This window comes from Enterobacter cloacae complex sp. HYC042_NIDB, from assembly GCF_056673315.1.
Genome location: NZ_CP109650.1, coordinates 4,004,096 through 4,028,722, shown reverse-complemented (window position 1 = coordinate 4,028,722; position 24,627 = coordinate 4,004,096). Strand labels below are relative to the sequence as shown.

The following is a 24,627-nucleotide window of genomic DNA, read 5'->3' as shown; positions in this document are numbered from 1 at the left end:
GGTATCCCTGGTGTTGCAGCCCAATAAAACGAACTCAGTCGACAGGGAGCGCGACGGCGTGCGCCGCGCCCGAACGCTTATTTGGCGGCGGCTGCACGCCACTCTTTGATGTACTCCAGGCGTTTTTTCGGCTGCAGGTACTCCAGCAGCGTTTCATCAACCGGGATCGGCTTCAGCGCGTTACCGAGGATTTTGGTCAGGCCGTCAATATCATTTTTGCCTTCGATATCGTTACGGATGGAGGGGATATCCGCCTGACTGGCCAGAATGCTTTGCCCTTTTTCAGACAGCACATAGTCCAGCCACAGTTTTGCCGCATTGCTGTTTTGCGCCTGCTGGCTGATGAACGACACGCGCGAGAGCACCAGCGTGTAATCTTTCGGGTACGAAATGCCGAGAGAAGGATCGTTCTTCGCACGGGCTTCAGCATAGGATCCGAGGATGTTAAAGCCGATCAGGTTTTCACCGGAGGAAACCCTCTCCATCATGGTGCCCGTTGATGACTGCACCGCTAAGCCGCCTTTGGCGACGTCGGCCAGGGTTTTAAAGTAGTTTGGATCGGCCTTGTGATCCTGCACGGAAAGCATAAAGCCAAGACCCGATTTTTCGATGTCGTAGGTGGTGACTTTGCTCTTGAATATGTCCGTCTGGCTGGCAATCAGCTTCGCCAGCGCGGCGTGAGAATCCGGCACGTCGCCAGCCGGGATCAGGCGCTTGTTGTAGATAAAGACCACTGGCTCATAGGTGGTGCCGTATGCCTTATCTTTCCAGACTGCCCATTTCGGCAGCTGACTTTGCTCCGGCGATTTGTACTCCATGGCGTAGTCGGTGGCGAGTTTCAGCCCGGTGTCCATTGAGGAGCTCCAGACCACGTCGCCGCTACCGCCACCGGAGGCCTGTTCGCTGATAAAACGGTTGTACAGCTCGGTGCTGTTCATGTCGTTGTATTCAACTTTGATGCCCGGGTAGGTTTTTTCGAAGCCCGCAATCAGCGGCCCGGCGGCTTTGGTGTCGGTGGTGGAGTAAATCACCACCTTGCCCTCTTTGGTGGCGGCATCGACAACTTTTTGATACTCAGCAGGATAGCCCTGCGGCAGGGCAGAGAGTGCAGAAGCAGAGAACAGTACGGTAGCGGTAAGCAGAGAAATTCGGAACGTGTTCGACATTATAGTTAACCTTTTAGTTACATTTGAGGAACTAATTGTCAACATAGCGTAAAGCGCGCCTCCGACAATAGGGAGGCGCGGGCAATGATTCCGAAGTGTGACTGTCACCATCGTTTCAGCAATTAACACCATAAAATCCGCGAACGTTTGCCTGCGAACGGTTTCGGATTACGGTTTATCGTCGGCTTTGCGGTATAGCCGCCGTGGATGACCAATATTGCCATACAGCATTTCGACGATGATTAACCCGCTCTCCACGCAGTATTCCAGGTAGCGACGCCCCGTGGTTTTGCTGATCCCCACGTTTTCCACCACCTCTTCAACCGACATCGCGCTGTCGGGATGTTCGGCGAACAGGCGTTTAATCCTTTCCAGCGTTTGGGGTTCAATGCCCTTCGTCGACGGCGTAATGGAGGCTTCCGCGGCAGGCAGATTAAACAGACGATCCAGCGCGTGCTGGTCGACCACCTTCACCTGCTGCACGGTGTGGACGAAGCGCATAAACCGCTCCAGCGAGGCGTGCAGGCGCTGGAAAAAGACGGGCTTGATCAGGTAGTCAAACGCGCCGCTGCGCATGGCATGGCTGCAGGTCTGCATATCGCTGGCGGCGGTGATGAAGATCACCGAGCATTCATAGCTTTTCAGCAGCGGGTTATCGATGAGCTCCACGCCTTTACCGTCCGGGAGATAGTTGTCCAGCAGGATAAGCCGCGGCTGATGCTGACGAATCAGGCAGCATGCCTGCTCAATCGACGCGGCGATGCCCACCACGCGCAAGTGAAAATTCTGCTCGATATACTCGCGATGCAGCTCCGCCAGGTGCGGTTCATCTTCAACGATCACAACGTCAAGTGGTTGGGTCATGCGGTTGTCCATTGGGAATAAACACAGAAAAAATGGTGCCCTGCGGCGTGTTGTCGGCGATCTCTATGCTGCCGCCCGCTTTCCTGATATAGCCTGCCACCAGAAACAGGCCAATACCGTGCTCGGTACCCACAATGTCGTTTTCACTTTCCGGTTTGCTGCTGAAACCCTGGCGGAAAATGTGTGGCTTCACCGCCTCATCCACACCGCAGCCTCTGTCTGCCACCTCTATCAACAACTCCTGGTTGCGGTCAGAAATGTAAAGTTCCACCGGCGCGGGGACCGGTGCCTTAAGGGTCGCGTCCACCGCGTTATCCAGCAGGTTACCAATAATGGACATCAGCTCCGTTTCGTTGAGCGTGCGGGGCATGCGGGTGAGCTGGCAGGCCGGGTCAAACTGCAGTTCAACGCCTTTTTCGCGCGCGCTGACGTATTTTCCTAACAGCAGCCCGCACAGGGCCGGAGAGGAAAAATGGGCCGAAACGAAGTCCAGCACGCGCTGCGCGCCTTCTGACTGCATCTGGATGTAACGGATCGCCTCGTCATAGTGTTTCATCTGCAGCAGCCCCACCAGCGTCGCGGTCCAGTTCAGCTGCTCGTGGCGCATAATGCGCAGGTTGTCCGCATAGCGCTTGATCTGGCTCAGTTGGCTGCTGAGGGTGTTAATGTCGTTTTTGTCGCGAAAGCTGTACACCCAGCCGCTTTCAACGCCGGGTTCGACCTCAATCGCCACGCGGTTAACGATCACCTCTCGCTGGTTAAGCACTGCGATCTGGTCGTGGCGACCAGCGCTTACCGAGGCGTAGCGCTGGGATAAAAAGCCCGGCGACGTCTGCAGAACGACTTCCAGCGGTTTGCCGATAAGTTCTTTCTCACTTTGATGAATATCCAGCATCTCCCTGGCTGCCCGGTTAATTAAAATCAGCCGCTTCTCTTCATTGATGGCAAATACCCCCTCGTACATCGCTTCTAATAACGCGCGTTGCTGCAAAACCAGCTGGGCGATATCTTTCGGCTCAAGGCGGAACATCTGCTTTTTAAGATTGCGGGTAAACAGCCAGGAGAAAATAAACAGCAACAGCAGAAGGGCAATACCGTACAGTCCAGCCTGCCAGAGAATGCGGGCGTTAATATTGGCAATATACGAGGTCAGATAGCCGACCGAGACGATGCCAATGACCTGATGCTGCGCATTAAAAATTGGCGCTTTGCTGCGCAGCGATACCCCAATCCCGCCCTGACGCACGGAAATAATGGTTTTGCCTTTTAACACCTCCGCATTATCCCCTCCAATCATCGGTAAATTAATGCGCTCCGGTGATTCCGAATGATAAAGGTGCTGTTCCCGTGTATCGCCAATCACAATATAGCTGGCATCGCTTTCGGCACGCAGCGGCTGTATTAAGCGGGCGATACCGGGGATATCTCTGGCTGCCACCATTTCCGCCAGACCCGGTATCAGGGCGATTTCACTGGCCTGAACCCGGGCGCGCTGGCCCAAATCGTGGTGTAGCTGTCGGTCAATAAAATGAAACAGGATCGTTCCCAGCAGAACTAACAGCAGGCAGGAGAAGCACACCAGCGCTAAAAACAGCTTTACCTGAAAAGAGAGTCTGCGTTTCATTCCACCTGTGCTAGCCCTATGAAAGTGAGAGATTTGCGGAGCCTGACATGTGCCAATAGCGGACGCAATCTGGCGAGAAAAGAGTTGTGACCTGGCTTTTCGTTTTCGGCGTTATAGCCATCAGGATCCCGTAAGGCTATGCTTCATTCAGCAAGATAATAATTACAGAGGCAATGTCATGGATAAAGAACTACTGGATGAGGGGTACCGGGCCTATACCGGCGAGAAAATTGACGTTTACTTTAATACCGGGATCTGCAAACACTCAGGTAACTGCGTGCGTGGGAGCGCAAAGCTGTTTAATCTGAAACGTAAGCCGTGGATCATTCCTGATGAAGTGGACGTTGAAACGGTTGTACGCGTGATTGATACCTGCCCGAGCGGTGCGCTGAAGTATCGCCAAAAATAAGCGAGGAACCATGGATATTCTGGAAGGCCATAACAAGTTTTACGTGAATGATGCAGACGGCAATCAGGTCGCAGAGATTGTCTTCGTGCCGACCGGCGAGCACCTGAGCATTATCGAGCACACTGATGTGGATGAGAGCCTGAAAGGGCAGGGCGTCGGTAAACAGCTGGTGGCGAAAGTGGTGGAGAAGATGCGCGGTGAGAACCGCAAAATTATTCCGCTGTGCCCGTTTGCGAAGCATGAGTTTGATAAGACGCGGGAATATGACGATATTCGGGCGTAAATAACGCGCCCGGCAGCACGCCGGGCACGAGTACGTCTAGCCAACAAACATCACCGACACGCACAGCACGCCGACGACCAGCGTCAGCAGGCTGCCAATGGAGCGGTACGGTTTCAGGGAAGGGATCAGATACGTCGACAGCGTCGGCATGATAAACAGGATCATGGCGATAAGCGGGCCGCTGATAGCGTAAATCATCGAGATGGCGTTCGGGTTAATACAGCAGACCGCAAAGGTGATTAACGACACTCCCATAATGGAAATCGCGCGGTTAAAGGCGCGGCTCTTTTTAATCCCCACTTGATTAAGCGACGACTTCACGATCTCCGTCGCCCCTTCAATCACCCCAAAATAGGTGCCGAGGAACGATTTCGACATCGCTACGATCGCCACGATAATCCCGGAAATGCCGAGCCAGGCTGGGGAAGACGGCATCATCGACAGCGCTGACAGAATCGTCACCCCCTGCTCTTTGGCGGCCATAATATAGGACGGTGGGATAGAGAGCAGGCAACTGAAGACAAAGAACAGCACGCTCAGGCAGATAATCAGGTACGCCACCTTCATGATCTTCTTGCATTTATCCATGGCACCGTCGGCAAACTTCTCGCGACGGTCAACGGCAAACGTTGAGATAATCGGGGTATGGCTAAAGGCAAACACCATCACCGGAATTGAAATCCATACCTGATGTAGCGTTTGGCGATCGAAAGCCATCTGGCTGGTGAGCAACGAGGGCTGCCAGCTTCCGGTGAGATAGATCGAGACAAACAGGAAATAGGCAATCAGCGGAAACACCAGGAAGCCCATCACTTTTATCGTGATATGCCGTCCCATCAGGAAAATCAGATTCAATACCAGCACCACCCCCAGGCTGACCAGCACGCGAACGGTGGTGTCCACCGTCAGGTGTTTTGCCAGCTGCTCGGTTAACGAGTTGGTAATGGCCACCGCATAAATCTGCACCACCACAAAAAAGGCGATGAAATAGAGCGTGGTGATCAGATTGCCAATCTTCTTACCATAGTAGTGGGAGACGGCGCCGGTGATCCCTTCATTACCTTTTGTGTTTGACGAGAGAATAAATTGCGCCAGCGCCCGGTGCGGCCAGTAGGTTAACGGATAGGCCACGAGGGCGGTGATAAACAGGACAATAGCGCCTGCGGAGCCCAGCTGAATGGGCAAGAACAGCGTTCCTGCGCCCACGGCCGTGCCATAGAGAGCGAAACTCCAGAGAGTCTCATCTTTTGACCAAATTTTCGACATTAGAGCAACGTTTCAACTAACAAACCATCAGAATGGCGTGCAATTTACCATAGTTATGCCTGAAGAGCGCAGTTGCTTCGACGGAGTTTGGCCGGAACAGGCGTCCGGCCAGCGAGGGTTTAGCCTGCCAGAGCGCGTCGTTGCTGGCGACGCTTAAGGAATTTCTCACGCAGGTTATCGTATGCCCAGTTATAGAGCATGGTGTATGGCAGGAAGAACAGGAAGAAACCAATTTCTAACGTGAATGCCTCAAGCAGGGTCACACCCAGCACGGCGGCGACAATCGACACGCCGATTACAATAAACCCGCATTCGAACCCCAGGGCGTGCAGCGCGCGCACTTTTGCCGTACGTTTTACGCGCTGGACAGGCCAGAAACGGTCGAAGCCGAAGTTATAGATAATGTTCCAGAGCATGGCGGTGGTAGCCAGGATAATGGTTAACCCACCCATCTCCACCACCGAGCGCTGCATCAGCCATGCCGCCGTGGGGGCGAGAATTGCCGTGGCAATCCCTTCGAAACAGACAGCATGAAAGATCCGCTCCGGCAGCTTACGTTGGAGTGCATCCTGATGTTGCATAGTGTAGACCTCATTTATTCACCGGTATGGGCGTTGATGCAGCCTATTTTTATCGCTAAAGCTGATATATTAAAGATAGTATCCATCGATAAAGTAGATAGTTTATGCGCTATTCACCTGAAGCTCTTACCGCGTTTGTTGAGACCGTTGCGGCAGGCTCTTTCTCTGCTGCCGCGCGCAGGCTGCGTAAAAGCCAGTCGACGATCAGCACCTCCATTGCCAATCTTGAAGCCGATCTGGGTTTCGAACTGTTTGACCGCTCGGCGCGCCAGCCGGTGTTAACGGTCCAGGGGGAACAGGTGCTGGGCTATGTGCAGGCCATCCTCGCCGCCAGCACGCGGCTGGATGAGCTGGCGGTGTCGTTAACGGCACAAACGGAGGCGCGTCTGACGTTTGTCCTCTCCGATACCCTCAACCCCGACGTGCTTGAAGATCTGATGAAGCAGTTTGACGCTCGCTTTCCCCACACGGAATTCGAATGCCTGATTGGCGAGGAAGAGGACGTGATCGATCTGCTGCAAAAGGAGCGCGCGCAGGTGGGGCTGACGGAAGCGCGAGACGGTTATCCTACGGATATTGGCGCTACCCGGCTGCCGGTGCAGACCCGAATGGCGATATATGCCGCGACCACGCATCCGCTCGCCGGACAACACGAGGTGCAGAGCGACGAGCTGCACGGCTGGCGGGAGCTGAGGCTCAGCACCTACCTTGAGCGCGAGGCTGAGATCGCGCGCGGGCCCGTCTGGTCAGCGCCGAACTACCTGTTACTGCTGAGTATGGCCGTCCAGGGGTTCGGCTGGTGCGTGCTGCCGTGCGCGCTGGTGGATGAATTCGCCGCCGCGAAGTCGCTGGTACAGCTCAATGTTCCCGGCTGGCCACGGGCGATCGGCATCGATCTGCTGTGGAATAAACGATCCCCTCCCGGCGTGGCCGGAAGCTGGCTGCGGCAGTATCTGCAGGATGCACGCTAATCCTTGTGATTAAACTCACTATTTTTAAACAATTAAGATAATTGCCAGTAACAATCCTCTACTATCGTCATGTCATTTAACACAGAGGTCGTGATGAAAGATGTCGTAATAGTGGGTGCGTTGCGTACGGCTATCGGCTGTTTTCAGGGAGCGCTTGCGCGTCACTCGGCGGTTGATCTGGGCAGCGTGGTCGTTAAAGCGCTGGTGGAACGTAGCGGGATCGCAGCCCATGAAGTTGATGAGGTGATCCTGGGGCAGGTTCTCACGGCCGGTGCCGGGCAAAACCCTGCGCGTCAGGCGGCGCTGAAGGGTGGGCTGCCCAACACCGTCTCCGCTATTACCATCAACGACGTCTGTGGTTCAGGGTTAAAAGCGCTGCATCTCGCCACCCAGGCCATTCAGTGCGGTGAAGCGGATGTGGTTATAGCTGGCGGACAAGAGAACATGAGCCGCGCGCCGCACGTTCTCACCGATAGCCGAACCGGCGCGCAGCTGGGTAACAGCCAACTGCTCGACAGCCTCGTGCATGACGGGCTGTGGGATGCGTTCAACGACTATCATATGGGCGTGACGGCAGAAAACCTGGCGCGCGAGTACGGCATTAGCCGCGAATTGCAGGACGCCTATGCGCTCAGTTCGCAGCAAAAAGCGCGTGCCGCGATTGATTCCGGTCGCTTTCGCGACGAGATTGTCCCGGTCAGCACGCAGCGTCAGAACGGCGAGGCGATCGTCGTCGATACCGATGAACAGCCGCGCACGGATGCCAGCGCGGAAGGCCTGGCGAGACTGAATCCCGCGTTTGAAACGCAGGGCTCGGTCACCGCAGGCAATGCCTCGTCCATTAACGACGGTGCCGCCGCCGTGATGATGATGAGCGAAAGTAAAGCCCTTGAGCTCGATCTCCCCGTGCTGGCCCGCATTAAGGCGTTTGCCAGCGTGGGCGTGGATCCTGCGTTGATGGGGATTGCGCCGGTCTACGCTACCCGTCGCTGCCTGGAGCGCGCAGGGTGGCAGCTTTCGGATGTCGATCTGATCGAAGTGAACGAAGCCTTTGCCGCGCAGGCGATCTCGGTCGGCAAAATGCTGGAGTGGGATCCGCTGCGGGTCAACGTGAACGGCGGTGCAATTGCGCTGGGTCATCCCATCGGCGCATCCGGCTGCCGAATCCTGGTTTCGCTGGTCCACGAAATGAAAAAGCGAAACGCGCGCAAAGGGATCGCTACCCTCTGTATAGGCGGCGGACAGGGTGTGGCGCTCGCCATCGAACGCTAATTTCTCCTCACTTAAAAAACCTCCTTCGGGAGGTTTTTTTTATCGTTTTCTTCTCTTCATGGGAAGTAATCGTGATCCGCGCGTCATTTCTGTTATAAACAAAAATAAAAAATGAAACGTTGTTTTAATTGCAATTGAAAACCCTATTTTATGCCGCTAGTATGTGCTCATCATAAAACGAAACGTCGTTTCGTTTAATTTCTGCCTTCGGGCATGACCACATCTGGAGGTTACCGTGGACGTCAGACAAAGCATCCACAGCGCGCACGCCAAAGCGCTGGATACTCAGGGACTGCGCAGCGAGTTTTTAATTGAGCAGGTGTTCGAAGCCGATAAGTACACCATGGTCTATAGCCACATCGACCGCATTATCGTGGGCGGCATTAAGCCGGTGGCGAAAACCGTCTCCGTGGGCGGTGAAGTAGGCAAGCAGCTGGGCGTAAGCTACTTCCTGGAGCGTCGTGAACTGGGCGTGATTAATATTGGCGGGCCGGGCACGATTACCGTGGACGGCCAGTGCTACGAGATTGGTCATCGCGACGGGCTGTACGTCGGCAAAGGGGCGAAAGAGGTGGTCTTTGCCAGCATCGACGGCAGTAAACCCGCGAAGTTTTACTACAACTGCGCCCCGGCGCACACCGCTTATCCAACCAAAAAAGTAACGCCCGCAGACGTTGCGCCCGTGACGCTGGGCGACAACCTCACCAGCAACCGCCGCACCATCAATAAATACTTCGTGCCGGATGTGCTGGAAACCTGCCAGCTCAGCATGGGGCTGACCGAGCTTGCGCCAGGCAACCTGTGGAACACCATGCCGTGCCATACCCACGAACGCCGCATGGAAGTCTACTTCTACTTCAATATGGATGAAGACGCCTGCGTGTTCCACATGATGGGACAGCCTCAGGAAACCCGTCATATCGTCATGCATAACGAGCAGGCGGTGATTTCACCCAGCTGGTCTATTCACTCCGGCGTGGGGACGAAAGCCTATACCTTCATCTGGGGGATGGTTGGAGAAAACCAGGTCTTCGATGATATGGACCACGTCGCGGTTAAGGATCTGCGCTAGTCGCGGGCAGTTAAGCATACATCTGCCTGTTGATGACAGGCGCTGAAAGAGTAAGGAACAAACATGATTCTGGATGCATTTTCTCTGCAGGGTAAAGTGGCCGTGGTTTCCGGGTGTGACACCGGACTGGGCCAGGGGATGGCGTTAGGCCTGGCGGAAGCGGGCTGTGATATCGTCGGGATTAACATCGTTGAGCCCACGGAAACCATCGAACGCGTAACCGCGCTGGGCCGCCGTTTTCTCAGCCTGACCGCCGACCTGCGTAAAATCGACGCTATTCCGGAGCTGCTGGATCGCGCGGTGGCGGAATTTGGCCATATCGACATTCTGGTCAACAACGCGGGGCTGATCCGCCGCGAAGACGCGATTAACTTCAGCGAGACCGACTGGGACGATGTCATGAACCTGAACATCAAGAGCGTATTCTTTATGTCCCAGGCGGCGGCGAAGCACTTCATCGCGCAGGGCAAGGGCGGCAAGATCATTAACATCGCCTCGATGCTCTCCTTCCAGGGCGGCATCCGCGTGCCGTCTTACACCGCGTCGAAAAGCGCGGTGATGGGCGTGACCCGCCTGCTGGCGAACGAATGGGCGCAGCACAACATCAACGTCAACGCGATTGCGCCGGGCTACATGGCCACCAACAACACCCAGCAGCTTCGTGCTGACGAAGAACGCAGTGCGGCGATCCTGGAGCGTATTCCGGCGGGCCGCTGGGGGCTGCCGAGCGATCTGATGGGGCCGGTAGTGTTCCTGGCTTCCCCGGCATCAGACTATATAAATGGTTATACCGTCGCGGTTGATGGCGGCTGGCTGGCGCGATAACCTAACTTATGACAAAAACCTCTGCTCTTCGGCGGAGGTTTTTTTTGCTTAAAATTTGTCAAAGTCCATATTGATAAACACGAAAAATCCATACTTAAAAATCATAGATGACTGCCATCACATTTTTATTATTTAAAAATTAAGGTGTTAGTAAAATCAGGTGATTATCCAGTATTAGTTGAAATTGTAATGTCCATCACAGATCGCTATGCCATAGCGAAATAATCCATATCTTCACGAATTCCCGCCTGACACTTTTCCCCGCTATCTCGTAATTTCATTTAACGAATTTTGCTGTTGAGGCAGGAAAAATATGACATCTATAAATGACTCTACCCTGATGCCCGCCGCGCTGCGCGATACCCGCCGCATGAACCAGTTTGTCTCCATTGCGGCAGCCGTGGCCGGTTTGTTGTTCGGCCTGGATATCGGCGTTATCGCCGGGGCGCTGCCGTTTATTACCGATCACTTTACGCTGAGTAACCGCCTGCAGGAGTGGGTGGTGAGCAGCATGATGCTCGGCGCGGCCATCGGCGCACTGTTTAACGGCTGGCTTTCGTTCCGCCTTGGGCGTAAATACAGCCTGATGGTCGGGGCGGTCCTGTTTGTTGCCGGGTCCATAGGTTCGGCGTTTGCCACTAACGTTGAAGTGCTGCTGCTCTCCCGCGTGCTGCTGGGCGTGGCGGTGGGGATTGCCTCCTACACCGCGCCGCTGTATCTCTCCGAAATGGCGAGCGAGAACGTGCGCGGCAAGATGATTAGCATGTACCAGCTGATGGTGACGCTGGGCATCGTGCTGGCGTTCCTGTCCGATACGTACTTCAGCTACAGCGGTAACTGGCGGGCGATGCTCGGCGTGCTGGCGCTGCCTGCGGTAGTGCTGATTGTTTTAGTGATCTTCCTGCCCAACAGTCCGCGCTGGCTGGCGCAAAAAGGGCGTCACGTGGAAGCGGAAGAGGTGCTGCGCATGCTGCGCGACACGTCTGAGAAAGCGCGTGAAGAGCTGAACGAGATCCGCGAAAGCCTGAAGCTGAAGCAGGGCGGCTGGTCGCTATTTAAGGCTAACCGCAACGTGCGCCGCGCGGTGTTCCTCGGCATGTTGCTGCAGGCGATGCAGCAGTTCACGGGGATGAACATCATCATGTATTACGCCCCGCGCATCTTCAAAATGGCCGGTTTTACCACCACCGAACAGCAGATGATCGCCACGCTGGTGGTGGGGCTTACCTTTATGTTCGCCACCTTTATCGCGGTGTTCACCGTCGATAAAGCCGGTCGTAAGCCTGCGCTGAAAATTGGCTTTAGCGTGATGGCGCTCGGCACGTTGATCCTCGGCTACTGTCTGATGCAGTTTGATAACGGCACGGCGTCCAGCGGCCTCTCCTGGCTCTCCGTGGGCATGACCATGATGTGTATTGCTGGCTACGCGATGAGCGCCGCGCCGGTGGTGTGGATCCTGTGCTCTGAAATTCAGCCGCTGAAATGTCGCGATTTTGGTATCACCTGTTCCACCACCACCAACTGGGTGTCGAACATGATCATCGGCGCGACCTTCCTGACGCTGCTGGATGCGATTGGCGCGGCGGGCACCTTCTGGCTCTATACGGTGCTGAACGTGGCATTTATTGGCGTGACATTCTGGCTAATTCCAGAAACCAAAGGCGTGACGCTGGAACATATTGAACGCAAGCTGATGAGCGGAGAGAAACTGCGAAATATCGGCGTGTAAGAGTTAATGCCGGGTAAGCGCAGCGCCACCCGGCGTTTTGTTAGCGTGATGCTGAATAACTACCAACTTTGATAGCAATTCCTCAGATAGTCCATTCTCGCGTTCAGATTATTCTTAGTTTCTTGTATTATCGGGCAACTGAACTCACCCGGCAGGAATTTACTGCACCCGAAACAGAAGAACGGCTATGTCAGCAATGGATTTCAAAAAAAATACGGACCTCGATTTTTCCTCATATGCTCCTCCAGCAGTCAGTTCAAAAGAGATCGATCTTCTGGGCCTGTTAGATATTCTGATTACCGCGAAAAAACGCATTGCCACCATTATCTTTGTTTTCGCGCTGGCAGGTCTGGCAATTGCGCTTCTACTGCCGCAAAAATGGACCAGTAAAGCGGTGATCACTCCGGCGGAACAGACACAGTGGAACCCGCTGAGCCAGATGATGGTTGCGCTGCAGGTTCTTGATGTGAAGGTGCCGGTTACCCGTCAGGAAGTCTTTGACCTGTTTATTAAAAAATTCCAGTCGCAGTCATTGCTTGAAGAGTATATGACCTCTTCCCCTTACGTGATGGCGCAGCTCAAGAATGCGCAAGTGGACCCGCTTGAACTGCACCGTGCGGTTGTCAATATTGCAGACAAAATGAAAGCGGTGAATGATGTTCAGGGAAAAGATGCGGATAAAGCGCCTTTCGTCTCCTGGACATTGAGCTTCACCGCGCCGACCGCAGCCGATGCCCAATCCGTTCTGGAGGGGTATATCAACTATATCTCGGCAATTGTTGAGAAAGAGACGGTGCAGAATATCCGCAACCAGATCGCCCTCAAAACGAACGAGGTAGAGCAGCAGCTGACGCTCGACCGCGTTCGTCTGACCAATGTGCATAACACCAACCTGCAGCGGCTGAACTATTCGCTGGAAGTGGCGAATGCGGCGGGCATTAAGAAGCCCGTTTATAGCAACGGGCAGGGGATAAAAGACGATCCGGATTACTCCGTTGCGCTCGGGGCTGACGGTATCGCGGAAAAGCTAAGGATTGAAAAAAATCTGAAGGATGTGACGGAGCTGAACGCGGACTTCCAGAACCGGGAATATTACCTGGCGCAGCTGAAACAACTCTCCTTCGCAGACGTTAAGCTTGAGCCATTCAGGTATCAGCTTTCGCCATCGATGCCGGTGAAAAAAGACGGCCCGGGCACAGGCATGATTGTCATTCTGGCGGCGATCCTTGGCGCTCTGTTTGCCTGCGGCAGCGTATTACTCCGTGAGGCCATGCTCAGCCGAAACCCATTGCCAGAGCCGGTAACGGAATAAATTCTGCACACATGAAGGCGCTGCAACAGCGCCTTTTTTATTTCAGGAAATCCTCGCGAACAGGCGTAAAGGTGTCCAGCAGCGTGCCGGCCCTGAGGCAGACGCAGCCGTGCATCACATGTGGTTTTTTGTAGAGGGTATCTCCCGCCGTCACGACATGCTTCTCTTCACCAATGGTAAACTCAAATTCACCAGAGAGAACATAGGTTAACTGTTCGTGCGGGTGGTTATGCAGTGGGCCAATCGCGCCCTGCTCAAACTGTACTTCAACCGCCATCATCCTGCCGCCGTGGGCCAGCACGCGACGCGTAACGCCATTCCCCAGATCTTCAGACGCGGTCTCTTTGTGGAACATAAACATGGCTTAGCCCTTCATAATAAAACAGTGTTTTATTTAATTTACATTGGCCAGCTTAAAAAGAAAACGACGTAATAAAGAACTGGAAACAGGATCACAAGTTTGCTTCACTGGCTTAAACAGATAAGGAGCGATGATGAAAACGATTGGCCTGATAGGCGGGATGAGCTGGGAATCGACAATCCCTTATTACCGCCTGATTAACGAAGGCGTAAAGCAGCGTCTGGGCGGCCTGCACTCCGCGAGCCTGCTGCTGCACAGCGTTGATTTTCATGAAATCGAAGCCTGCCAGTCGAGCGGCGAATGGAATAAAGCCGGAGAAATCCTGGCTGATGCCGCGCTGGGGCTGGAGCGTGCGGGGGCGCAGGGCATTCTGCTGTGTACCAACACGATGCACAAAGTGGCCTCGCACATTGAAGCGCGCTGTTCGCTGCCGTTCCTGCACATCGCGGACGCCACCGGACGCGCCATTCGCGCTTCGGGAATGTCGCGCGTGGCCTTGCTGGGCACACGTTACACCATGGAGCAGGATTTCTATCGCGGGCGCTTGCACAGCGAGTTTGGGATTGAAAGCCTGATCCCGGATGAGGGGGACCGGGCGCGCATCAATCAGATTATCTTCGACGAGCTCTGCCTCGGAACCTTCAGCGAAACCTCCCGCGCATATTACGTCAGCGTAATAGATAAACTGGCGCAGCAGGGGGCTGAAGGGGTAATTTTCGGCTGCACGGAGATCGGTTTGCTGGTGCCGGCCGAACGAAGCCCCATCCCGGTGTTTGATACCGCGGCCATTCACGCGGCAGATGCCGTGGAATTTATGCTGTCATAACGGGTTTTGCAGGTCAGGTAAGCGAAGCGCCACCTGACGCGCATGCTCAACTAAGTGTTCGGTGAATGCGTCCACCAGCGCGGAAGCCGGACGGTGCAGCGGGCGGATAAGGCTTACGGTGAACGGGACGGAAACGCTAAAACGGCGGATGACGATCCCGCTTCCTGCATAGTCCAGCGCCGTAAGCGGATTGACGACCGCAACGCCAACGCCCGCGCGCACCATCGCGCATATTGACGCCGCGCTGTGGGTTTCAACGACCATCCGCCGCTTCACCTGATGCTCAGAAAAAAGCGTATCCAGCAGCTGCCGGTAGCTGTCCGTTTGCGACAGGCTAATGTAGTTTTCACCATGAAAATCCGCGGGCGTCAGCACTGCTTTGTGGGCAAGCCGATGCCCGGCGGGCAGAACGCACACTTCATCCAGCGCGAGCAGTTCCGTGCGCGCCGTTCCTGCGGGTGTCGAGAGGGTTTCGGTTAACCCGAGATCGTGCCGCTGTGCCGACAGCCACTCTTCAAGCAGAGGCGACTCCTGCGGGACGATGGTGAGATTGACCTCAGGATAGCGGGCCAGAAAAGGCTGGAGCAGCGTCGGTAAAAAGGACTGAGAGAAGACGGGCAGGCAGACAATCGACAGCTCGCCCTGACGAAACTCGCGCAGGCTTTCCGCCGCGCTGACGATTCTGTCCAGCCCGTACCATGAGCGCTGCACTTCCTCAAACAGGCGCAACCCCTGCACCGTCGGGTGAAGCCTGCCCCGGGCGCGTTCGAACAGCTTCAGCCCCAGCACTTTCTCGAAGCGCGCCAGCTCGCGGCTGACCGTCGGCTGCGAGGTATGCAGCATCTGCGCGGCTTCGGTGAGATTGCCGGCGGTCATCACGGCGTGAAAAATCTCGATGTGGCGTAAATTGACGGCGGGCATAGGGCACCTGAAAGCAAGGAACTGTCCATATCATTTTTGCATAGACTCGCGATAAAACGATATTTTTTATTCTGCTTCCGCTGTGGCGTAATCATAAAAAATGAATTGAACCGGAGAAGACCATGCCACGCCCGCTCAACCAGACGGATACCGATTTGAACGCTGAAAACCTGCTGCGCCTGCCCGCCGAGTTTGGCTGCCCGGTATGGGTCTACGACGCGCAGATCGTTCGCGAGAAGATCGCCGCCCTGCATCAGTTTGACGTGGTGCGTTTTGCCCAGAAGGCCTGCTCCAATATTCATATTCTGCGCCTGATGCGCGAGCAGGGCGTGAAGGTTGACTCCGTATCGCTGGGTGAAATCGAACGTGCGCTGGCGGCAGGCTTTGATACGAAAACCGATCCTGACGCGATCGTCTTTACCGCGGATGTGATCGACGACGCAACGCTTGCGCGCGTGCATGAACTGCAGGTGCCGGTGAACGCCGGTTCTGTGGATATGCTGGAGCAGCTTGGGCAGGTTTCACCCGGCCATCGCGTCTGGCTGCGCGTCAACCCGGGCTTTGGACATGGCCATAGCCAAAAAACCAACACTGGGGGCGAAAACAGCAAGCACGGGATCTGGTATGCCGATATGCCTGCCGCGCTTGAGGTACTGCAGCGCTACAGCCTGAAGCTGGTCGGTATTCATATGCACATTGGCTCCGGCGTCGATTACGGGCACCTGGAGCAGGTGTGCGGGGCGATGGTGCGCCAGGTTGTTGACTTCGGTCAGGATCTGGAGGCGATCTCCGCCGGTGGCGGTCTTTCCATTCCTTATCGTGAAGGGGAAGAGGCGATCGACACCGATCACTATTACGGCCTGTGGAGCGCCGCGCGCGATCAAATTGCCGCGCATCTGGGCCATGCCGTGAAGCTGGAAATTGAGCCGGGTCGTTTCCTGGTAGCCGAAGCCGGCGTGCTGGTGGCTCAGGTACGCAGCGTCAAAGAGATGGGCTCCCGCCACTTCGTGCTGATTGATGCGGGCTTTAACGACCTGATGCGTCCGTCCATGTACGGCAGCTACCATCACATTACCGCCCTGGCTGCCGATGGCCGCGATTTAACGCACGCGCCGCGCCGCGAGACGGTGGTCGCAGGCCCGCTGTGTGAATCCGGTGATGTGTTTACCCAGCAGGAAGGTGGCAAAGTTGAAACCCGCGCGCTGCCCGAGGTGAAGCCGGGCGATTACCTGGTGCTGCACGACACCGGGGCGTACGGGGCGTCTATGTCCTCGAACTACAACAGCCGTCCGCTGCTGCCGGAAGTGCTGTTTGATAACGGCAAGGCGCGGCTGATCCGTCGTCGCCAGACCATTCAGGAACTGCTGGCGCTGGAACTCGTTTGATTAAAGTACGGCCCCGTTGTGACCGAATCGCGTAATACCAGCGTGCCGGTAAACGGCGGGATCGCATCGACCGGCTGGTTCTTCGCCAGCCGGATCGCCTGATCGATAGCCGTGACGATCATGTTATCTATCGGCAGATAAACCGACGACAGCGCAGGCTCCAGCCACTTTGCGCTTGGGGCATCGTCAAAGCCGAACAGGGAGATATCCTGCGGGATCTTAAGCCCTGCCTGATGCAGCGCTTTGGACGCGCCCAGCGCCATATCATCGTTACAGGCAAACAGCGCGCTGAACGACACCCCTTCAGCAATCAGCTCCTTACACAGCTCATAGCCCCGCGTCATTCCCGCATCACCGTACTTTATTCGACGCTCGTCCAGACGAATGCCGTGCTTTTCCAGCGCCTTACGGTAGCCCATCAGCCGTGCTTTACCCGTGGGGGTGTGGATCGGAACGGTAATGCAGGCGATCTCCCGGTGGCCCTGATTGATCAGGTAATCCACCGCCTTAAACGCGGCATCCTGCTGTTCGAAGAACACGCAGCGCTCCGGTGCCTGGCTGACTTCACGGTTGATGACCACCAGCGGCGTTTGCACGGTATTAATCAGCTTGATGATCGCTTTTTCGCTCATATAGCGCGTGTAAAGCACGATGGCATCGCACTGGCGGTCGGCCAGCATTTGCACCGCCTGCTCTTCCTGCTCTGGCGCGTCGTGACCGTCGGTGACGATCAGCTGTTTCCCGTGGGTTTCGGTCTGCCGCGACGCCTGCTGCAAAAGACGACCAAAGTAAAAGCCGTCGAAGGTAGAGACGACCAGACCAATGCTGTTGCTGGTCTGGTTAGCCAGCGAACGCGCGAGAAAGTTTGGGCGGTAGCCCAGCTCTTCCATCGCAGCAAAGACCTGCTGACGCGTGCTCTCTTTAACCTGACCTGTGCCGTTCAGCACGCGCGAGACGGTAGCCTTCGACACGCCCGCGCGCAGTGAGACATCCAGCATTGTTGCCATTCTACATTCCTGCTTCCACGTAATGGTTTGCAGTTTAACACAGACCTGACAGCGTATAAGCGATGCGGGAAGCGCAAAACTTCTGCCACGATCACGCTTTTTGGTCACGATTCGCCTGGCCTGCCGGAAGTAAAACTAAATAGTCTGACTCTGGTAAAATAATCGCCAAACCGGGCTGGAGGCGTCAGGCCAGCATATTCATTAAAAACGCAGGTGAAACGTGAAAAAGACCGTCATTCTCCCGCTTTACGAGGCACCGCGCTATGCGGAGCAGGTCACCGACTGGCTCTGGCAGGCCTTTGGCGAGGGGCTTGCGCGGGATTTTTTCCATAGCATCGTCGAGCACAGCCAGACGCCGGGTGCCCTGCCGCTGACCTTTATCGCCGTAGAGGATGAACGGCTTCTCGGGACGGTGGGACTCTGGCGCTGTGATTTGATTACCCGTCAGGATCTCTGTCCGTGGCTGGCGGCGCTCTACGTTGACGACGCGGCGCGCGGCAAGGGGCTGGCAGGAAAGTTACAGCAGCATGTTATACGCTTCGCCGCACGGGCCGGGTACGAGGAACTTCATCTCTGGTCTGCCTGCCGCGACTTCTATGAACGTTACGGCTGGCAGTATATTGGCGATGGGCTGGAGTATCCGGATAAAACGGTACACATGTATCGCTATTCGCTCTGCGCGTCAGCGGGCGCAGCAACGGAGTGACGGCGCACTAACGTTGGGCTGAAGAGATGGGTAATCTCCGGCGGCTGGCGTTGTTCGGCCAGCGCCAGCGCCAGCTCTGCGGCCTGGGTGGCCATCGTGATGATGGGGTAGCGTACGGTGGTCAGGCGCGGGCGCACGTACCGGGAGACCAAAACATCGTCGAAGCCAATCAGCGAGATTTCCGCTGGCACCTCAATCCCGTTGTCATTCATGACGCCCATTGCCCCGGCGGCCATCGAATCGTTATAGCTGGCGACCGCGGTGAAATTCCGTCCGCGACCCAGCAGCTCCGTCATGGCCTGTTCGCCGCCGCTCTCATCCGGTTCACCGTAGGCCACCAGACGGTCATTGCACGGCAGACCGTTTTCGCGCAGGGCGTCGTAGTAGCCCTGCAGGCGGTCTTCCGCATCAGAAATGGGGTGATTGGAGCAGAGATAGCCAATCCGGGTATGACCCTGTTGAATCAGATGACGGGTCGCAAGCCAGGCGCCGTAGCGGTCGTCGAGGGCTACACAGCGTTTTTCAAAGCCGGGGATAATACGGTTGATAATCACCATGCCGGGCATCTGCTTCATCAGGTGAATTAGCTCGGCATCCGGGATCATTTTGGCGTGTACCACCAGTGCAGCGCAGCGGTGGCGGATCAGCTGCTCGATGGCCTGGCGTTCTTTTTGTTCATTATGATAGCCATTGCCGATCAGCAAAAAATTACCCGTCTGATAAGAGACCTGTTCAACCGCTTTTACCATGGCACCGAAAAAGGGGTCGGAAACGTCTCCCACCACCAGCCCAATAGTCTCTGTTGACTGCTGGGCGAGCGCGCGGGCGTTGGCATTCGGATGGTAGTTCAGGGTTTCCATGGCGCTTTGTACCGCCTGGCGTGATGCGTCACTGGCTTTGGGTGAATCATTAATCACGCGGGAGACGGTAGCTACCGACACACCTGCCAGACGAGCCACATCCTTTATTGTCGCCATTTATAACCTTCTTATTTGGGGTAAGCGTTTACACACTGAATAGTGTTGCGGAAAAGTGACGTCCATTCAAGGGAAGCCGGTTTCCGCGCGCCACAAACGTGACGCAGACCAACCCTGGTAGTGTAATCGTTACACGCCTGGTCATGTCAGAAGAATGTCATTCTGAACCTTTAGTTACACTTTGCCTCAGGCTGTTGCGATTGTCCGGTGGCGATGACGTTAAAGAGGTTGGTAGAGTCGAGATCCCAGAGGTATTGATAGGTGGAATCAACTCCGGTTGATTAACACGACTTACACCAGCCTGCGTTCTTACGCAGGTTTTTTTTTGCCTGATCGTTCAACCTGTAACAGCAAAAGAGAATATTCACACCTGGTTGCATTTCGGCTCATTCCCTTGCGTTTTCCTGCTGGCGAAGCGCAGGGTCAACAGCCACAATCAAGATCCCAGAGGTATTGATTGGTGAGAATTCTTAGTACGGTTTCGTACTCATCTCTTGCACCAACCTGCGCGGATGCGCAGGTTTTTTTTCGCCTCCATTTTTGCTGTCGCTCCCGTATCACTTCTCGTGTAATCTGCCACCATTTACTGTCAACCCACCACACTGTCTGGCAAAGGGAGTTGAGATGCTATTTGGGTTTTTCCGTACACTGTTCCGTATTCTTTTTCGCATCCGCGTCACTGGCGACGCCCAGGCGCTTCGTGGCGAGCGCGTTCTCATCACACCCAATCATGTTTCCTTTATAGACGGCATCCTGCTTGCGCTGTTTCTGCCCGTGCGTCCGGTGTTTGCGGTCTATACCTCCATCAGCCAGCAGTGGTATATGCGCTGGCTCACCCCACTGATCGATTTCGTACCGCTTGACCCGACAAAGCCGATGATGATTAAACACCTGGTACGTCTGGTGGAGCAGGGGCGTCCGGTGGTCATTTTCCCGGAAGGGCGCATTTCAGTGACCGGTTCGCTGATGAAAATCTACGACGGCGCGGGGTTTGTCGCGGCGAAATCAAACGCGACCGTGGTGCCGCTGCGCATTGAAGGCGCAGAGTTGACCCATTTCAGCCGCCTTAAGGGGCTGGTGAAGCAGCGTCTGTTCCCCAAAATCACGCTGCATATCCTGCCGCCAACGTCGTTACCGATGCCGGAAGCGCCGCGTGCCCGCGATCGCCGTAAAATCGCCGGGGAAATGCTGCACCAGATTATGATGGAAGCGCGCATGGCCGTTCGTCCGCGTGAAACGCTGTATGAATCCCTACTTTCGGCGCAGTACCGCTACGGCGCGAAGAAAAACTGCATTGAAGACATCAACTTTACCCCGGATACCTATCGTAAACTGCTGACCAAGACGCTGTTCGTGGGCCGCATTCTTGAGAAGTACAGCAAAAAGGGCGAAAAGATCGGCCTGATGCTGCCAAACGCGGGCATCAGCGCGGCGGTGATTTTTGGTGCGGTTTCCCGTGGCCGTATACCGGCGATGATGAACTACACGGCGGGCGTGAAAGGGCTGACCAGCGCCATTACCGCCGCCCAAATCAATACCATCTTTACCTCCCGACAGTTTCTTGACAAAGGCAAGCTGTGGCATCTGCCGGAACAGCTGACCCAGGTACGCTGGGTCTTCCTGGAAGATCTAAAAGCGGACGTGACCACCGGCGACAAGCTGTGGATTTTTGCGCATCTGCTGGTGCCGCATCTGGCCCAGGTCAAGCAGCAGCCGGAAGATGACGCGATTATCCTTTTCACGTCGGGTTCGGAGGGTAACCCGAAAGGCGTCGTCCACAGCCACAAGAGTATTCTGGCGAACGTTGAGCAGATCAAAAGCATTGCCGACTTTACCGCGAATGACCGTTTTATGTCGGCGCTGCCGCTGTTCCACTCCTTTGGCCTGACGGTGGGGCTGTTCACGCCGCTGCTGACCGGTGCCGAGGTGTTCCTCTATCCCAGCCCGCTGCACTACCGCATCGTGCCGGAGCTGGTGTATGACCGTAACTGCACCGTCCTGTTCGGGACCTCAACCTTCCTGGGTAACTATGCCCGTTTCGCCAATCCGTATGATTTCTATCGCGTGCGGTACGTGGTGGCCGGTGCGGAAAAGCTGCAGGAGAGTACGCGTCAGATCTGGCAGGACAAGTTTGGCCTGCGCATCCTCGAAGGCTATGGCGTTACCGAGTGTGCGCCCGTGGTCTCGATTAACGTGCCGATGGCGGCGAAACCGGGAACGGTGGGCCGAATTCTGCCGGGGATGGATGCGCGCTTGCTGGCGGTGCCGGGCATTGAGGACGGTGGCCGCCTGCAGCTGAAAGGGCCGAACGTGATGAACGGTTACCTGCGCGTGGAAAACCCAGGCGTGCTGGAAGCGCCAACGGCGGAAAACGTCAACGGCGAGATTGAAACCGGCTGGTACGACACCGGTGACATCGTTCGTTTCGATGAGCAAGGCTTTGTACAGATTCAGGGGCGCGCAAAACGCTTCGCCAAAATCGCCGGTGAGATGGTCTCTCTGGAAATGGTTGAACAACTGGCGACGGCCGTGTCCGCCGAGAAGATGCACGCCACGGTCGTGAAGAGCGATGCCAGCAAAGGCGAGGCGCTGGTGCTGTTTACCACTGATGCTGAGCTTAAGCGCGACAGATTACTGAGCTATGCGCGTGAACACGGTATTCCTGAACTGGCCGTGCCGCGCGATATTCGCTACCTGAAGCAGCTTCCGGTGCTGGGTAGCGGCAAGCCCGATTTCGTGACCCTGAAAGGTATGGTTGAAGAGGCGGAACAGCAAAATGCGTGAGTCAGTACACACTAACACCTCGCTGCGTTCAAAAGGCATGATGGCGGTCATCGCCGCGCAGTTTCTCTCTGCGTTCGGTGATAACGCGCTGCTGTTTGCCACGCTGGCGCTGCTGAAAGCCGAGTTTTACCCTGACTGGAGTCAGCCGATCCTGCAGATGGTGTTTGTGGGCGCTTACATTATCTTTGCCCCGTTTGTGGGGCAGGTGGCGGACAGCTTCCCGAAAGGCCGGGTGATGATGTTTGCCAACGGTCTCAAGCTGCTGGGCGCTGCCAGTATATGTTTTGGTTTTAATCCGTTTGTTGGCTATACGCTGGTGGGCATCGGTGCTGCCGCCTACTCCCCAGCGAAGTATGGCATTCTCGGAGAACTGACCACGGGCGATAAACTGGTGAAAGCCAACGGCCTGATGGAGTCGTCAACGATTGCCGCTATCCTCCTCGGCTCCGTCGCGGGTGGCGTGCTGGCCGACTGGCATGTTCTGGCGGCCCTGGGCGTGTGTGCAGTGGTGTATGGTGGGGCGGTCGTGGCTAACCTGTTTATTCCGAAGCTGCCGGTGGCTCGCCCGGGCCAGTCCTGGCGCTTTAAACCAATGACCGGCAGTTTCTTTAACGCGTGCCGCGTGCTCTGGCGTAACGGGGAAACGCGTTTCTCCCTGATGGGAACCAGTATGTTCTGGGGGGCGGGCGTCACGCTGCGCTTCCTGCTGGTTCTGTGGGTACCGGTGGCGCTGGGGATTACGGACAATGCGACGCCGACCTATCTTAATGCGATGGTGGCGATCGGCATTGTGGCTGGGGCGGGCGCGGCGGCGAAGCTGGTGACGCTTGAAACGGTCGCACGCTGCATGCCAGCGGGGATCCTGATTGGCCTCGTGGTGCTTATTTTCTCGCTGCAACATGCGTTATTGCCCGCTTATGCTCTGTTGATCCTGATTGGTATTCTGGGGGGCTTCTTTGTGGTACCGCTGAATGCGTTACTCCAGGAGCGTGGCAAGCAGACCGTCGGGGCGGGGAATGCCATTGCGGTTCAAAATCTCGGTGAAAACCTGGCCATGCTGTTAATGCTGGGGCTCTACTCGCTGGCGGTAAAAGTGGGTGTCCCGGTGGTGGCGATTGGCGTTGGATTTGGTGGGCTGTTCGCGGCGGCGATTGCGGGATTGTGGATCTGGCAGCGTCGCCGTTAATAAGTAGCCGGGTGGCGGCTTCGCCTTACCCGGCAAAAGCATCAGCTACGGCGCAGGATAGGTATAAACCTGATGCACCGCTTCAATCTCCGCTAGCACCTCTTCACTCAGGTTCAGATGGAAACTCTCAATGTTAGTTTTCAGCTGTTCCATGGTCGTCGCGCCAAGCAGGGTACTGGCAACAAACGGCTGACGGCGCACGAAGGCCAGCGCCATCTGCGCCGGATCCAGGCCGTGGCGCTTCGCGATATCCACATAGGCAGCAACGGCTTTTTGCGTCTGCTCGCCGCTGTAGCGGGTAAAGCGGCTAAAGAGGGTATTACGCGCCCCGGCCGGTTTCGCACCGTTCAGGTATTTCCCCGTCAGGGTGCCGAAACCGAGGCATGAATAGGCGAGCAGTTCCACTTCCTCATATTGCGTCACTTCGGCCAGCCCCACCTCGTAGCTGCGGTTAAGCAGGCTGTACGGGTTCTGGATGGTGACGATGCGCGGCAGATCGTGTTTATCCGCCAGGTGCAGATAGCGCATTACGCCAAAGGCCGTTTCGTTGGACACGCCAATGTAGCGGATTTTTCCCGCGCGCTGGCATTCGGTCAGCGCCTCCAGCGTTTCCAGCAGCGTAACGGCGGGGGCGCTCTCGTTCCAGCTGTAGCCGAGCTTGCCAAAACAGTTGGTTGGACGCTGCGGCCAGTGGACCTGGTAAAGGTCGAGATAGTCGGTTTGCAGGCGCTTCAGGCTCGCGTCCAGCGCGGCGCGGATATTTTTGCGATCGAGGATCTGGTTTGGGCGGATCCCGGCATCGTTGTTTCGCGCGGGGCCACTCACTTTCGAGGCGATAACCAACTTTTCACGGTTACCGCGTTTTGCCAGCCAGTTACCGACATAGGTTTCGGTAAGTCCCTGCGTTTCAGGGCGTGGAGGCACAGGGTACATCTCTGCAACATCAATCAGGTTAATCCCCTGGCTGACGGCATAATCGAGTTGTGCATGGGCATCGGCTTCGCTGTTTTGTTCACCAAATGTCATCGTGCCCAACCCCAGTTGACTTATCTCCAGAGCGCTGTGGGGGATACGGTGATAATGCATAGCCGGCTTCCTTC

The 24,627-nt window shown here is 55.9% G+C and carries 23 protein-coding genes; 13 read left to right on the top strand and 10 right to left on the bottom strand.

Features of this window, described 5'->3' with window-relative positions:
* Positions 1–77 precede the first annotated feature (77 nt).
* The 3 genes from OKF39_RS19230 to OKF39_RS19220 form a co-directional block, all read right to left on the bottom strand.
* On the bottom strand, positions 78–1,166 hold the full coding sequence (locus tag OKF39_RS19230; protein WP_479983263.1) for an ABC transporter substrate-binding protein: 1,089 nt from the start codon (positions 1,164–1,166) through the stop codon (positions 78–80).
* A 168-nt stretch (positions 1,167–1,334) separates the two neighbouring features.
* Entirely contained in the window at positions 1,335–2,030 is a 696-nt protein-coding gene (locus OKF39_RS19225) for a response regulator (RefSeq protein WP_075202785.1), read from the bottom strand.
* On the bottom strand, positions 2,014–3,654 hold the full coding sequence (locus OKF39_RS19220; protein ID WP_479983262.1) for an ATP-binding protein: 1,641 nt from the start codon (positions 3,652–3,654) through the stop codon (positions 2,014–2,016). Before OKF39_RS19220 ends, OKF39_RS19225 begins: the two co-directional genes overlap by 17 nt.
* Before the next feature lie 178 nt (positions 3,655–3,832).
* Between OKF39_RS19220 and yjdI the strand changes: the two genes are divergently transcribed.
* Both yjdI and OKF39_RS19210 read left to right on the top strand, forming a co-directional pair.
* Complete coding sequence (gene yjdI, locus OKF39_RS19215; protein ID WP_041908367.1) at positions 3,833–4,063, top strand: 4Fe-4S mono-cluster protein YjdI; 231 nt, start codon at positions 3,833–3,835, stop codon at positions 4,061–4,063.
* Between the two features lie 10 nt (positions 4,064–4,073).
* Positions 4,074–4,346, top strand: coding sequence for a GNAT family N-acetyltransferase (locus tag OKF39_RS19210; RefSeq protein WP_045260919.1), 273 nt, complete (start codon positions 4,074–4,076; stop codon positions 4,344–4,346).
* 36 nt (positions 4,347–4,382) lie between these two features.
* Here OKF39_RS19210 and OKF39_RS19205 read toward each other — a convergent pair whose 3' ends face one another.
* Complete coding sequence (locus tag OKF39_RS19205; RefSeq protein ID WP_059358104.1) at positions 4,383–5,612, bottom strand: amino acid permease; 1,230 nt, start codon at positions 5,610–5,612, stop codon at positions 4,383–4,385.
* A 119-nt stretch (positions 5,613–5,731) separates the two neighbouring features.
* Entirely contained in the window at positions 5,732–6,193 is a 462-nt protein-coding gene (locus OKF39_RS19200; RefSeq protein WP_150145010.1) for a multidrug/biocide efflux PACE transporter, read from the bottom strand.
* 104 nt (positions 6,194–6,297) lie between these two features.
* Between OKF39_RS19200 and OKF39_RS19195 the strand changes: the two genes are divergently transcribed.
* The 6 genes from OKF39_RS19195 to wzz(fepE) all read left to right on the top strand — a co-directional run bounded on the left by OKF39_RS19195 (position 6,298) and on the right by wzz(fepE) (position 13,374).
* A complete protein-coding gene (locus tag OKF39_RS19195; protein WP_045629969.1) occupies positions 6,298–7,164 on the top strand; it encodes a LysR family transcriptional regulator in 867 nt (288 codons plus the stop codon).
* Between the two features lie 93 nt (positions 7,165–7,257).
* Positions 7,258–8,436, top strand: coding sequence for an acetyl-CoA C-acetyltransferase (locus OKF39_RS19190; protein ID WP_028014300.1), 1,179 nt, complete (start codon positions 7,258–7,260; stop codon positions 8,434–8,436).
* A 235-nt stretch (positions 8,437–8,671) separates the two neighbouring features.
* Positions 8,672–9,508 carry a 5-dehydro-4-deoxy-D-glucuronate isomerase gene (gene kduI / locus OKF39_RS19185; RefSeq protein ID WP_479983261.1) on the top strand — a complete coding sequence of 279 codons (837 nt, stop codon included), beginning with the start codon at positions 8,672–8,674 and terminating at the stop codon, positions 9,506–9,508.
* A 63-nt stretch (positions 9,509–9,571) separates the two neighbouring features.
* On the top strand, positions 9,572–10,333 hold the full coding sequence (gene kduD / locus OKF39_RS19180; protein ID WP_003862835.1) for a 2-dehydro-3-deoxy-D-gluconate 5-dehydrogenase KduD: 762 nt from the start codon (positions 9,572–9,574) through the stop codon (positions 10,331–10,333).
* 313 nt (positions 10,334–10,646) lie between these two features.
* Entirely contained in the window at positions 10,647–12,062 is a 1,416-nt protein-coding gene (gene araE, locus OKF39_RS19175) for an arabinose-proton symporter AraE (RefSeq protein ID WP_028014298.1), read from the top strand.
* Between the two features lie 187 nt (positions 12,063–12,249).
* Positions 12,250–13,374, top strand: coding sequence for an LPS O-antigen length regulator Wzz(fepE) (wzz(fepE), locus tag OKF39_RS19170; protein WP_045260915.1), 1,125 nt, complete (start codon positions 12,250–12,252; stop codon positions 13,372–13,374).
* Positions 13,375–13,411: 37 nt separating this feature from the next.
* Here the strand turns inward: wzz(fepE) and OKF39_RS19165 are convergent, their stop codons facing one another.
* The gene (locus OKF39_RS19165; RefSeq protein ID WP_045260914.1) at positions 13,412–13,735 is read right to left on the bottom strand and encodes a cupin domain-containing protein; all 324 of its coding nucleotides are present in this window, start codon (positions 13,733–13,735) and stop codon (positions 13,412–13,414) included.
* Positions 13,736–13,868: 133 nt separating this feature from the next.
* Here OKF39_RS19165 and OKF39_RS19160 point away from each other — a divergent pair, with 133 nt between their 5' ends.
* On the top strand, positions 13,869–14,561 hold the full coding sequence (locus tag OKF39_RS19160; protein ID WP_324663397.1) for an aspartate/glutamate racemase: 693 nt from the start codon (positions 13,869–13,871) through the stop codon (positions 14,559–14,561).
* Here the strand turns inward: OKF39_RS19160 and OKF39_RS19155 are convergent.
* Entirely contained in the window at positions 14,556–15,482 is a 927-nt protein-coding gene (locus OKF39_RS19155; protein ID WP_045260912.1) for a LysR family transcriptional regulator, read from the bottom strand. The two genes, OKF39_RS19160 and OKF39_RS19155, sit on opposite strands and share 6 nt — an antisense overlap.
* Before the next feature lie 122 nt (positions 15,483–15,604).
* Here OKF39_RS19155 and lysA point away from each other — a divergent pair, with 122 nt between their 5' ends.
* Complete coding sequence (gene lysA / locus OKF39_RS19150) at positions 15,605–16,867, top strand: diaminopimelate decarboxylase (protein ID WP_479983260.1); 1,263 nt, start codon at positions 15,605–15,607, stop codon at positions 16,865–16,867.
* Here lysA and OKF39_RS19145 read toward each other — a convergent pair.
* Positions 16,837–17,874, bottom strand: coding sequence for a LacI family DNA-binding transcriptional regulator (locus OKF39_RS19145; RefSeq protein ID WP_028014292.1), 1,038 nt, complete (start codon positions 17,872–17,874; stop codon positions 16,837–16,839). The two genes, lysA and OKF39_RS19145, sit on opposite strands and share 31 nt — an antisense overlap.
* Positions 17,875–18,094: 220 nt before the next feature.
* On the opposite strand from OKF39_RS19145, the gene OKF39_RS19140 reads away from it, so the two are divergent.
* Complete coding sequence (locus OKF39_RS19140; RefSeq protein WP_100170816.1) at positions 18,095–18,580, top strand: GNAT family N-acetyltransferase; 486 nt, start codon at positions 18,095–18,097, stop codon at positions 18,578–18,580.
* Here OKF39_RS19140 and galR read toward each other — a convergent pair.
* Entirely contained in the window at positions 18,541–19,557 is a 1,017-nt protein-coding gene (gene galR, locus OKF39_RS19135) for an HTH-type transcriptional regulator GalR (RefSeq protein WP_028014290.1), read from the bottom strand. The genes OKF39_RS19140 and galR overlap by 40 nt on opposite strands.
* A 624-nt stretch (positions 19,558–20,181) precedes the next feature.
* Here galR and aas point away from each other — a divergent pair.
* Complete coding sequence (gene aas / locus OKF39_RS19130) at positions 20,182–22,341, top strand: bifunctional acyl-ACP--phospholipid O-acyltransferase/long-chain-fatty-acid--ACP ligase (RefSeq protein ID WP_060572238.1); 2,160 nt, start codon at positions 20,182–20,184, stop codon at positions 22,339–22,341.
* Positions 22,334–23,527, top strand: coding sequence for a lysophospholipid transporter LplT (gene lplT / locus OKF39_RS19125; RefSeq protein ID WP_041908380.1), 1,194 nt, complete (start codon positions 22,334–22,336; stop codon positions 23,525–23,527). The genes aas and lplT overlap by 8 nt, the downstream gene beginning before the upstream one ends.
* Positions 23,528–23,572: 45 nt before the next feature.
* On the opposite strand, the gene OKF39_RS19120 is transcribed toward lplT, so the two are convergent.
* Positions 23,573–24,613: an NADP(H)-dependent aldo-keto reductase gene (locus OKF39_RS19120; protein WP_028014287.1), complete on the bottom strand. Its 1,041-nt coding sequence runs from the start codon at positions 24,611–24,613 to the stop codon at positions 23,573–23,575.
* Positions 24,614–24,627 lie beyond the last annotated feature (14 nt).

Excerpts from the sequence above, each read along its gene's own strand:
- OKF39_RS19190 (WP_028014300.1), top strand. The coding sequence starts at position 7,258 with ATGAAAGATGTCGTAATAGTGGGTGCGTTGCGTACGGCTATCGGCTGT.
- OKF39_RS19220 (WP_479983262.1), bottom strand. The coding sequence starts at position 3,654 with ATGAAACGCAGACTCTCTTTTCAGGTAAAGCTGTTTTTAGCGCTGGTG.
- OKF39_RS19225 (WP_075202785.1), bottom strand. The coding sequence starts at position 2,030 with ATGACCCAACCACTTGACGTTGTGATCGTTGAAGATGAACCGCACCTG.
- OKF39_RS19205 (WP_059358104.1), bottom strand. The coding sequence starts at position 5,612 with ATGTCGAAAATTTGGTCAAAAGATGAGACTCTCTGGAGTTTCGCTCTC.
- aas (WP_060572238.1), top strand. The coding sequence starts at position 20,182 with ATGCTATTTGGGTTTTTCCGTACACTGTTCCGTATTCTTTTTCGCATC.
- OKF39_RS19155 (WP_045260912.1), bottom strand. The coding sequence starts at position 15,482 with ATGCCCGCCGTCAATTTACGCCACATCGAGATTTTTCACGCCGTGATG.
- lysA (WP_479983260.1), top strand. The coding sequence starts at position 15,605 with ATGCCACGCCCGCTCAACCAGACGGATACCGATTTGAACGCTGAAAAC.
- yjdI (WP_041908367.1), top strand. The coding sequence starts at position 3,833 with ATGGATAAAGAACTACTGGATGAGGGGTACCGGGCCTATACCGGCGAG.
- araE (WP_028014298.1), top strand. The coding sequence starts at position 10,647 with ATGACATCTATAAATGACTCTACCCTGATGCCCGCCGCGCTGCGCGAT.
- OKF39_RS19120 (WP_028014287.1), bottom strand. The coding sequence starts at position 24,613 with ATGCATTATCACCGTATCCCCCACAGCGCTCTGGAGATAAGTCAACTG.
- OKF39_RS19165 (WP_045260914.1), bottom strand. The coding sequence starts at position 13,735 with ATGTTTATGTTCCACAAAGAGACCGCGTCTGAAGATCTGGGGAATGGC.
- OKF39_RS19210 (WP_045260919.1), top strand. The coding sequence starts at position 4,074 with ATGGATATTCTGGAAGGCCATAACAAGTTTTACGTGAATGATGCAGAC.
- OKF39_RS19160 (WP_324663397.1), top strand. The coding sequence starts at position 13,869 with ATGAAAACGATTGGCCTGATAGGCGGGATGAGCTGGGAATCGACAATC.
- OKF39_RS19195 (WP_045629969.1), top strand. The coding sequence starts at position 6,298 with ATGCGCTATTCACCTGAAGCTCTTACCGCGTTTGTTGAGACCGTTGCG.
- OKF39_RS19145 (WP_028014292.1), bottom strand. The coding sequence starts at position 17,874 with ATGGCAACAATGCTGGATGTCTCACTGCGCGCGGGCGTGTCGAAGGCT.
- OKF39_RS19230 (WP_479983263.1), bottom strand. The coding sequence starts at position 1,166 with ATGTCGAACACGTTCCGAATTTCTCTGCTTACCGCTACCGTACTGTTC.
- kduD (WP_003862835.1), top strand. The coding sequence starts at position 9,572 with ATGATTCTGGATGCATTTTCTCTGCAGGGTAAAGTGGCCGTGGTTTCC.
- galR (WP_028014290.1), bottom strand. The coding sequence starts at position 19,557 with ATGGCGACAATAAAGGATGTGGCTCGTCTGGCAGGTGTGTCGGTAGCT.
- lplT (WP_041908380.1), top strand. The coding sequence starts at position 22,334 with ATGCGTGAGTCAGTACACACTAACACCTCGCTGCGTTCAAAAGGCATG.
- OKF39_RS19200 (WP_150145010.1), bottom strand. The coding sequence starts at position 6,193 with ATGCAACATCAGGATGCACTCCAACGTAAGCTGCCGGAGCGGATCTTT.